1 protein-coding gene is annotated in these 2,151 nt (G+C 69.7%); it reads right to left on the reverse strand.

Annotated features, from left to right (window positions below; genetic code table 11):
• Window positions 1-21: 21 nt before the first annotated feature.
• The coding region (infB, locus tag VFK57_21425; GenBank protein HET7698291.1) for a translation initiation factor IF-2 at window positions 22-2,151 on the reverse strand (2,130 nt) is incomplete at its 5' end.

Here is a 2,151-nt window from a genome sequence, read left to right on the forward strand (position 1 = left end):
ACGCGGTCCGCGCGCCGTGTGTTACGCAGTGGCGGCCGGCGTGAGCGTGCGCGCCACCTGCTCCGTCCGGTAGCACTCGATCACGTCGCCGACTTTCACGTCCTGGAAATTCTCGATGCCGATACCGCACTCGAAGCCCGAGCGCACTTCGCGCACGTCGTCCTTCAGGTGGCGCAGCGAGCCGATGACTCCGTCGTACACCTCCGAGCCGTCGCGAATCACCCGCACCCGGCCCTGCCGGTTGATGATTCCGCTCCGCACCGAGCAGCCGGCGATGACGCCGATCTTCGGCACGCGGAACAGCTGCAGCACGTGCGCCTCGCCGTACACGACCTCGCGCTCTTCCGGGCGCAGCAGGCCTTCGAGCGCCAGCCGCACGTCCTCGACCGCCTCGTAGATGATCTTGTACAGCTTGATGTCCACGCCCTCGCGCTCGGCGGCGGCGCGGGCGTTGTTGTCGGGACGAACGTGGAATCCGACGATGATCGCGCCGGCCGCGCGCGCTAGCAGGATGTCGCTCTCGTTGATCGTGCCGACGCCGCGGTGGATGACTTCGACCGAGACCTCGTCGTTCGACAGCTGGCCCAGCGCGTCGGCCACCGCTTCCGCGGGACCGCCCTGGTCGGCCTTGATGACGATGCGCAGCGTGCGCTTCTCGCCGCCCGACGTCTGCGTCATGAACTCTTCCAGCGACACCACGCCCTTCGCCGTTCTGCGGCTGCGTGCCTCGCGGTCGAGCCGCTGCCGGCGCTGCGCGATCTCGCGCGACGCGACTGCGTCCTCCACGACGATGAACTGGTCGCCCGCCATCGCGACTCCGGTCATTCCCAGCACCTGCACCGGGATCGCGGGCCCGGCTTCCTTGACCGCCTTGCCGCGCTCGTCCAGCAGCGCGCGCACGCGCCCGCTGAACATGCCGCAGATGAAGTCGTCGCCGACGCGCAGCGTGCCGGACGACACCAGCACCGTCGCGACCGGGCCCTTGCCCGCGTCCAGCGACGCCTCGATCACGGCCCCGACCGCTGGCCTGTCCGGATTCGCCTTGAGCTCCAGCAGCTCGGCCTGCAGCAGGATCTGCTCGAGCAGCGCGTCTATGCCCGCGCCCGTCTTCGCGGAGATCTCCGACGACAGTGTCGTGCCGCCGAACTCTTCCAGCACGACGCCGTGCTGCAGCAGGTCCTGCTTCACCTTGAGCACGTTCGCCGACGGCAGATCCACCTTGTTGATCGCCACGATCATCGGAACGTTCGCGTTCTTCGCGTGCGAGATGGCCTCGATGGTCTGCGGCATGACCTGGTCGTCGGCCGCGATCACGAGCACGACGATGTCCGTCACCTGCGCTCCGCGCGCCCGCATGGCCGTGAACGCTTCGTGGCCCGGCGTGTCGAGGAACGTGAGCTTCTTGCCGTCCGGCAGCGACACGTGGTACGCGCCGATGTGCTGCGTGATGCCGCCGGCTTCGCCGGCGACGACGTTCGCTTTGCGGATGTAGTCGAGCAGCGACGTCTTGCCGTGATCCACGTGTCCCATGATTGTCACGACCGGCGGGCGCGGTTTCAGATCTTCCGCCTTGTCGGCCGGAACGTCGCCCGTGTCCGCGGCGAACTCTTCTTCGCGCACGGCGCGGAAGCCGAACTCGCTCGCGATCAGCTCGATCTGGTCGAAGTCGAGCCGCTGGTTGATGGTGACCATGAAGCCGAGGTTCTTGAGCGCGAACCCGACGATCTGCGTCGGCGGGATCTTCAGGATCTCGGCGAGCTCGCTCACGCTGATGAACTCGTTCACGCGAACGGTCTTCTTCTCACGCTCCTGCTCCGCGCTGCGCTGCGCCTCCAGCTCCTCGCGCGAGAGCGCGTCGTCGGCGCGACGGGCGCCGCCGCGGCGCGGAGGCGCGCCGCGAATCGCGGTCATCGTCTTGAAGATGTTGTCCGACACCGCCTGCTGGTCCACGGCGCCGCGCTTGCCGCGCTTGCCGCGGCCGCGGTCGTCGGCGCGCGCGCCGCCGGCGCCCGGGCGATCCTCGCGCCGGGTGGGCGTGCCCGCGCCGGGTGACGCGGACGCGATCGGACGGGGCGCGCCGTACGGGCTGCCGCTCGCTACCGGCCGCGGGCGCGGCGCGCCGGGCACGATCGGCCGCGGGCGCTGGCGCTC

The sequence above is a fragment of the Vicinamibacterales bacterium genome (assembly GCA_035699745.1).
Classification (GTDB): Bacteria; Acidobacteriota; Vicinamibacteria; order Vicinamibacterales; family 2-12-FULL-66-21; genus JAICSD01.